The sequence below is a fragment of the Bacillus sp. Xin1 genome (assembly GCF_013314535.1).
In the GTDB taxonomy this organism is placed as follows: Bacteria; Bacillota; Bacilli; order Bacillales; family Bacillaceae_G; genus Bacillus_A.
Genome location: NZ_JABUAE010000078.1, coordinates 1 through 8772 on the forward strand (window position 1 = coordinate 1; position 8772 = coordinate 8772).

6 protein-coding genes are annotated in these 8772 nt (G+C 31.2%); all 6 read right to left on the reverse strand.

What is annotated here, in order from left to right:
• Window positions 1-1012: 1012 nt before the first annotated feature.
• Window positions 1013-1363 (reverse strand): DoxX family protein, encoded by a 351-nt coding sequence (locus tag HRG09_RS26945; protein WP_174103892.1) that lies wholly within the window; start codon window positions 1361-1363, stop codon window positions 1013-1015.
• A 658-nt stretch (window positions 1364-2021) separates the two neighbouring features.
• Entirely contained in the window at window positions 2022-3266 is a 1245-nt protein-coding gene (locus tag HRG09_RS26950; RefSeq protein WP_174103893.1) for an NAD(P)-dependent malic enzyme, read from the reverse strand.
• Between the two features lie 346 nt (window positions 3267-3612).
• Window positions 3613-4605: a DUF4046 domain-containing protein gene (locus HRG09_RS26955; protein ID WP_174103894.1), complete on the reverse strand. Its 993-nt coding sequence runs from the start codon at window positions 4603-4605 to the stop codon at window positions 3613-3615.
• A gap of 417 nt (window positions 4606-5022) precedes the next feature.
• Window positions 5023-5847 carry a dihydrodipicolinate synthase family protein gene (locus HRG09_RS26960; RefSeq protein WP_174103895.1) on the reverse strand — a complete coding sequence of 275 codons (825 nt, stop codon included), beginning with the start codon at window positions 5845-5847 and terminating at the stop codon, window positions 5023-5025.
• 509 nt (window positions 5848-6356) lie between these two features.
• Window positions 6357-7769: a sensor histidine kinase gene (locus HRG09_RS26965; RefSeq protein ID WP_174103896.1), complete on the reverse strand. Its 1413-nt coding sequence runs from the start codon at window positions 7767-7769 to the stop codon at window positions 6357-6359.
• Window positions 7759-8475 carry a response regulator transcription factor gene (locus HRG09_RS26970; protein WP_174103897.1) on the reverse strand — a complete coding sequence of 239 codons (717 nt, stop codon included), beginning with the start codon at window positions 8473-8475 and terminating at the stop codon, window positions 7759-7761. The genes HRG09_RS26965 and HRG09_RS26970 overlap by 11 nt, the downstream gene beginning before the upstream one ends.
• Window positions 8476-8772: the final 297 nt, after the last annotated feature.

An 8772-nucleotide genomic window follows, 5' to 3' on the forward strand; every position in this document is an offset into this window, starting at 1 on the left:
CAAATTTTTATTGATTTGAAATTATTATTCTAAGAAGATTTACGATATCCCGTATAGAAGAAATAAACATTGTAAACTATATCGAGACTAGTCTCTTATTTCTTGTTCAACCCACCCATTAGGGTTCTGGTGCAAAAATAACACGAAAGAGAATAAAACGCATATATTCCTAGCGGAACCATATCTTATGCTGTAAGCCCAAACCATTGGTGAATGAATTCTTCCTGATTTTGGACAGACTGATCTAATCTTACCCCACTTCCATCAAGTTAATAACACAGAATCCCACCTAAAATGAAAAAACACGCTATTCTTTTTGTAGAATCATAGGAAAAGATGACGTTTTTGTATAGCTATTTCTGTATCTGATTAATTACAATTATTTGCTCAAGAGATTCAAAATATCTTATTTCCAAATACCTTACGGGATCTGGCGAGAGATGTTGGCTTTTTGTAACGAACAAGTAAGTATCAAGCAAAAGGTGCATTGATTCACTCAAATTAAGGAGTTCATTATACGGATCCTAATTTCCAAAAAACAGTTAAGGAACTAGGGTTACAATAATCTATGTCACGAAGAGGAAACTGTTGGGATAACTCTCCCAAGAATCTTTCTTAGGTCCTCTGAAAGATGAAGTCTCTATTAAAGACTCTAGATAAATTAAAAAAAGAAAATAAACAATATATGATTTACTACATATACCAATGGAATTTTAAAAAGGTCATCCCTATGCAATAAAGAGATCACCTTCTTAAAGTTGCCTAGGCTTTTGTATGTCCTTTACAAGGGTACGTTTTAAGAAATAAAGGGGCTTTCCATTCACATAATCATTAAAAGCAGAAGTAAAGTGGTGATAATTTTTTCGGCATTAATACTCTTTGATTAATCACCATTTTAAATAAATCTTATATAGTATTTTTTAATAATTATTAATTTTAAAATTATATTTATTTAATTAAAATTGTTATTTATATAACTCCTATTAGTTGAAGTGGAAGTTTATAGTTAAGTTTAAGAAAATACATTTAAGTTCCAAATAATTATCGTCGTAGATAATATTAAACAGAGTGTTGCAGGAATAATCATTAAGATAGATTGATGTGCCCGAAAAATATGAGCATGAATGGCTCCGACCATGAGAACTACTAATAATATATTTGATCCGAGTGCTAAGTATGGATTCCAGATACCACCAATTATTCCTATTGCCCCAACAATTTCAATAAAACCGATTATAGACATGAACCATAATGGATATTGATAGTGTTGCCAATGTTCAATCTGAAAAGGTATACGGAAAAGTTTTATGAATCCCCCTACTAAAATAAAAATTGCTAAAACTACCTGAAGAACAATCATCATTCAAGTTCGCTCCTTTTAAGATTTTGTTCGTTTCCATTTTATTTACAAATAACTAGATATATATGTATTTTATAGATAATAGAAAGAGTAACATACATGTTTTAACGTTCTATACGCTAAGAACTAAGTAGAAGACCTTTTGCTATTCATCTATTAAAGTAAGAGTTTGTTGATTTAAATCAAAGTTATAAACACGTCCTTTACATGTTTGCAAAAATCCACTCTGATAATAATCAATGGTCATTAAGTGATTTTTTGTTAAATTTCTTAAGAACATAGATTTATCCGCTTTCTCACTACTAATCTATATAAATAGCCTGTAAGTAAAAGAATCTAAGCTAATAAAAACCATCATGTAAACTCCCCTTATAAGAAATTGACAATTTCTTTATAAGGGGAGTTTACATGCTTTTAAACCTATTCTAATAGAAGCGTATCTTTAATTTATAATTAATGCTACAAAATCTAATCAAAAAGTACATGATTTTACAAAAAAATATTAAGTATTAGAAAACTCATTTTGGTGTCAAAACTTCAAGATAAATGCATTAACAATTAAAAAGTTTTAAAAATATAGCAGGCTATCTCATTCGGGATAGCCTGTTTCAAATACATGCAATCTTTGCTCCATAACATTTTATTTTTTCAAGACAAATACTTATTTCAATACAATTGTCTCTTCTGATAATCTTAATAGATTGTTTTTAATTTCAGCTATACTGATATTTCTTCTTGAAACACCAGTTTCCATTGCAGCACGCGCAACAGCATATGCCACATGCGGCACCACTCTAGGATCAAACGGATCTGGAATGACATAGTTTACATGAAGCTCTTCTTCTGAAATTAACTCAGCTATTGCATAAACAGCTGCTAGCTTCATTTCTTCATTAATTTCTTTTGCTTGTACATCTAAAGCTCCACGAAAAACTCCGGGGAATGCTAGTACATTATTTACTTGATTAGGAAAATCAGAACGACCTGTACCAACTACTAGTGCACCAGCCATTTTTGCTTTATTAGGCATAATTTCAGGTGTAGGGTTAGCCATAGCAAAAATAATAGGGTTATGATTCATAGAACGAATCATTTCCTCATCAACTACACCTGCAGCTGATACCCCAATAAAAACATCAGCACCAATAAGGGCGTCTGCTAATGTTCCCAGCTTCTGTTCTATGTTGGTAATACGAGCTATTTCTTCTTTAAGTGTATTCATGCCAACAGGTCGGTTTTCATATATTATCCCTTTTGTGTCACACAAAATAACATTTTTTACATGCATATGAAGTAACAGCTTAACAATAGCTATCCCAGCAGCACCAGCGCCATTTACAACAATTTGCACATCTTCCATTTTTTTATTTGCTAACTTAAGAGCATTAATTAGGCCAGCAATAGTTACAATAGCTGTACCGTGTTGATCATCATGAAAAATAGGAATATCACAGGATTTTCGTAAGCGCTCTTCAATTTCAAAGCATTGAGGTGCTGCAATGTCTTCTAAATTTATCCCCCCAAAATTGGGTTCTAATAATTTAACAGTCTCAACAATCTTATCTGGATTATTAGTGTTTAAACAAATAGGAAAAGCATTAATCTCAGCAAATGACTTGAAAAGTAAAGCTTTTCCCTCCATTACTGGCATAGCTGCTTTAGGCCCAATATTCCCAAGACCTAGTACTGCAGTTCCATCGGATATAACTCCAACGAGATTCCCTTTCATTGTATAATCATATACTTTACTTTCATCTTTATAAATCTCTAAGCATGGTTCAGCAACACCTGGTGAGTAAGCAAGACTTAAATCTGTCGAATTTTGCACTTTAACTTTAGGATAAACACCGATCTTACCCTGCTTTTCTTTATGCATTTTTAATGCTTCATCGCGTAAAAGTGACATATAATTTCGCTCCTATAATTAAATTTTTTATTTTCCTATAATTAAGTTAGGAATTGTTTAAATCAACTTTTTTATCATCTCTATCTTAAACTTGATAGTTTATGACTATACGTGGGACTTCTAATATAATCATCATTTCTTTTTGATTTATTTCATATTCTTCTAAAAATTCAATTTCAGTTTATATTGATAGCTACAAAAAAAGACACAAACTAACGTTTTAAAATTTATTAATATTTCTTTTTGAATCCGTATTAACAGATTCAAATTTTTCATTTTCGAGGTATTTAATTTCGTCAGGTTGATAGCGATGGTCTTTTTGCTTATTCCTATGTATTAGTAATCATTATTTATTTTTATAACCTTTTAACATATCTTTTGAATAGAGATTTGGGTATAAAGCATTTAACATCTCGTATGGACTACCATTCCAATATCTTCTTAATGGCGTCCATAATTTATGTTTTATTAACCACCTTTGTGTGTATGTAGATAGTAATTGCTCCTCTGTTAGTTTTTCCTTTTCTTCAATAGTCCATTTCAGCGCCTCTAATGCTTTTTTTTCGGTCCAAAATCCGGTAGGTGTAAATTTCAATTCCCATTCTTTATTTTGACCCGGATATAATTCATTGAGCATAGAGTACGGACTGTTCTTCCATAATATCTGACAAGGAGAGATTAATTTATGAATAGTTAGCCATTTTACACTGTAAACTTGTAATAACTGAGCAGGAGTTAACTTTTCTTTCTCTTCAATAGTCCATCTTAGTGCCGCTAATGCTTTATCTTTGGTCCAAAACTTGTTAGGAGTCATACTAAATTCCCATTCTTTAAATTTATTAGGATATAAAGCGTTTATCATTGCATAAGGGCTACCATTCCAATACATAACTAATGGTGCACTGAGTTTATTTTCTTTTACCCATTTTTTTCCGTATATCTTTAGTAGTTGTACTTTACTTAGCTGTTCTTTTTCTTCAATAGTCCATCTTAATACTTCAAGAGCTTTTTCTTTAGTCCAAAAATTTAAAGGTGTCATACTAAACTCCCACTCTTTAAATCTATTGGGATATAAGTCTTCAATCATTTTGTATGGACTGTTATCATAACTATGTTTGAGCGTACCGAGTAATCGATATTTTATAATTAAAGGCGTATTCCATTTTTGTTTAATATCCTCTTCATTCCACTTTAAAATTGTTTCAATTAAATATTTTGTTACTCTTCTAGATAGATCTCTATTGTCATCTTCTTTCCATGTATTCGCTGGGAACCTACTTCTTTTACCGTCTAATACTTCTTGATAGATTTCCTCTATTTTCACTGCTCTTGTTTGCACTTCAAAACTTTCTCCCATTTAAACTAGTAAAGGACATGTGGCGATACCCCTTTCTCCCCTAATGCAAAATAAAACACCCTTATTAATTGCTGCTATTTACTTTATAGAGTAGAAGCGATGCATATGATGAAGAAAGAACAAAAATTTAATAGAATCATTTCTTTAATTTATAATAAAGATGACATAAAAAAACAAAAAGTTACAAAAATTTTTAAATTAAAATTTTTGTAACTAAGGTTCTTTCTCAATGAGATTATTGAGATATATTAATGTACAATGAAAGGTATTTTTCAAAGAGTCTATCTTCTGTAATTTTTTAAAAGCACAAATTATTGAAACAATTGTGCTTGATAAGAATTTTACACGGCAACGATGCCAGCAATAGATTTTGGCTTTTGGTAGTAAGAATTTGTTTGATTATACTATTTGAACAACTGTTCCTTTATAAGTGTTAATAGGTGCCCGGCAAGTTCCTACTTTTATACCAAGATTATTATAATGTTGTTTTATATTCATAATAGTTTGATGATATGTAACTTCATCAATTAATTGTTTTATCTTATAGTGGTCAACCGGCCTATTCATTAACAAGTTATTGAACGCTTGCTTGATTTCTTTGGGATAAACATTCCCTACCATACTAGAAAGCCCATTACATCCATTATTAATCTTTTCTATGAAATTGATATCTCCTCCAGCAAACAAAATAAAATCATCAGGTAGTTTTGTATTTTTATAACGATTAATATCGCCCTCCTCTTTAAGCCCAATAAGATTAGAGTGTTGTGTAATAAGAATATTAAGAGATTCAGTCCGTAAGTCAAAACCAGTTCGAAAAGGATTATTATAAAGAACAACTTTTTTAGTCGTATGCTTAAACAATTCATTAACATAGAAAATCGCCTGTTGTTGTGTTGGTTGAATATAGGGTGGAAAACCAAGCAGTATTATATCGAAGATAGACTTTTCAATTGCTTGAATAAGCTTTATCGCATCACTTGTTCTTGTAGCTGAGACACCAAACAAAAGTTCAACGCCTTTAAAGTTTTGTTGATTAAAGTAATCAATAATTTGCAACCGTTCGTCAATAGTCATTGAATGCTGTTCACCAGTAGTACCAGATACAAGGAATGACTCAATTCCGTTATTTTTCAAATGTTCAACAATAAGTTTGAAACCCTCTAAATATAATCTTTCATTATCATGAAAAGGAGTTGGGATAGCAACATTTATATTTTTCATCAATGATATCCTCCAATCTTTTTACACCATGAAAATATCGAATCAATTAAGAACTTGAAAAAAACTTTTTATAAAAGTGCAGGTCCAAAAATGTATTAGAAATCCTAAAATGGGGTACTTATTATTTTTGATTTGCTTGTGTTTCTTTTTTTACTATGTTAGGAAGGATAAGTATATGAGTGCTGCTACACATATTTTTGTTGAACAGTTAAAAACCACCACAATTAATTTAAATTTGGTAATAAGTAATTGATGAATGCAGTGGAAATTCCTATTCCATAAGATTAGGAAAGACTCGTAAAGAAAAAAATGTATAATTGATTAACAACGAGGTACGTAAAATTGTCATTAATTCACTTATAAAAGAAGCTACTACAGATTCACTTAAAATTAATGGAATTTTGAAATGACGATTTATGTACTTTAACATATGAATCCAAGCATACTAAATAAAAATAAAAGACTTATGCGAGTAAAGTACATAAGTCTTTTTAATTTTGTACTAGATTCTAATTGTAACCAGCTTTAGGTAAGGTGATTTGAAATTTCGTTTTTCCTTCGTCAGTATGCAAGTAAATTTGACCTCCGTGTTTCTCCGCAATATGTTTTGAAATTGTTAAACCGAGACCTGTTCCCCCATCACTTTTTCTTGATTGGTCTCCCCTGAAAAATGCTTCAAATACTTTTTCTTTTATAGAATTAGGAATACCAATGCCATCATCGATGATATTAATATGTATCTTTTGAGTATCTTCTATTAGTGAAACGAAGACATTCGTTCCTTCTGGGTTGTATTTTAAGGCGTTGGACAGTACGTTAGAAATGGCTCGATATAATAATGTATAGTTAAAAGAAACGAGTATTTCCTGAGAAGGGATTTCGAATTGAAAGTGAACGTGTTTTTCTTCAAACAGTCCATAATATTCAGCAGATATTTCACGAATAAATTCAGAAATATCCAGTATTTCAGTTACAAATGGATAGTCGGTGCTTTCAAGTTTAGACAATTCAAAAACATCCTCAATTAATTCTGTAACGAGTCGTGCTTTTGTATGTATGATACGTAAAGCTTGCTGTTTCTTCGCTTCCTCCTTAATAAGACCCATTTGCAGTGCTTCAACATAGCCCTGAATAGTTGTAATAGGAGTTTTTAAATCATGAGAAATATGGACAAGCATGCGCTTCTTGCTTTCTTCTAATTGTTTTTTCTCCATCTCTGTTTTTTCTAGTTTTTCAGCCATAAGGTTAAAATAATTTTGTATTTTCATTAATTCATAGTTTGCCTTAAAATGAAGCCTTTTGTAGTAATAGCCATTCGTAATGTTTCTAATTCCATTAGCGATTGAAAGTAACGGATTGGTTATTTTCATAGCCATCCATCGGCTATATATATAGACATTAATCCCGAATAAAAAGAGAAAAAGGAGAAAGGTTTGAAGCAACAATTTTATAAAAGCTGTAATATGGTCTTTCGCTGCACTTGTTACTGTGAATTCTTGCTTTATATATGTTTTGGGAATCTTAATGAGACAATAGGCCATTTTACCGTCTTTTGTTTTAAATGGTGCTAGAGAAGTGTGATACGGATTTTCCTTTTGGTCATAAAAAAGGCTATTTAATTCTTTTTCCGTATAGGCGAATGAGTTATCTTGTTTTTTCCCTTTGATATAAACAACGTGCAAATTTTCATCGAGAATTTCAATCCATCCATTAAATGACTCAATTGCATCGGTGGGAATGTCTGAGTAGTTCTGTCTTACAATTTCAGTCGCTCTTAAATTAGACAATACAGTATTTTCGAACTTCTGTTTCATTTGAAAATTTAAAATGACAAGTAGGACAACAACACTAATTCCAAGAGTCAACGAGAAGAAAACATAAGTTTTAATTAAGGTGTTAAATATTTTATTTTTATCGTTCATTCAATTCTTCCTTCTTCGCAAATCGATAACCTAAACCTCGTACAGTTTTTAAATATACTGGATTTCTTGCATGATCTTCTATTTTTTCTCGCAATCTACTAATTTGAACCATGATAGTATTGTCATCTGAACAATAGTAATCAGACCATACGTTCTCAAAGATTTGCTTTTTGGTAAAAATACGACCTGGCTCCCCCATAAATAACTTCAATAATTTATACTCTAGAGCGCTAAGTTTAATTTCGCGTCCTTGCTTATAAAGAATACAAGAGCGATGATCCAACACCAGGTCATCAAAGCACGTTTGAGAGCGCTCTTGATTTAACGAGTTAACATTAAAATCATATGTTCTTCGAAGTTGAGCTTGGATTCGTGCTAATACCTCCAACAAGCTGAATGGTTTCGATATAAAATCATCTGCTCCTAGTCCTAATCCCATAATTTTATCCATTTCCTGATTTTTAGCAGAAAGAATAATAATAGGCATTTTGTATTCTCTCCGAACTATTTTAATCAATTCGTATCCATTAATATTGGGCATCATAATGTCAATAATAGCTAGATCAACTTTGAATTTCTGTATAAGGTTTAAAGCTGATTTACCATCACGCGCTTCCAGTATCGAAAAGCCTTCCATTTCCAAAAAAAGTCTTAGTATCTCTATGATTTCAAGCTCATCATCAACGATTATAATCGTTCTCTCCACTTTCTCTCCCCCCGTTTCCACTAATTAAAACCTTGCTTAAAACTAAAATTTTCCTTTTGTAAGGTTATTGTAAGATAAATGAAAGTTTGGGGAAAGAGCAACATTGTAAGATGATGTTATCTTACATGAAAGAGCATTTAAAAATCTTACAAAGAAATGTAAGATTAAAAAACCCTGCTAATATCAAAGAAATCTAAAAGACTTGTACATCATGATACTTACATGTCAAATGGCTTGAAATGATGCATGTAATGAAAAAGTAGGTGCAAAGAACATGTAAGGTCTGTCCAAAATAAG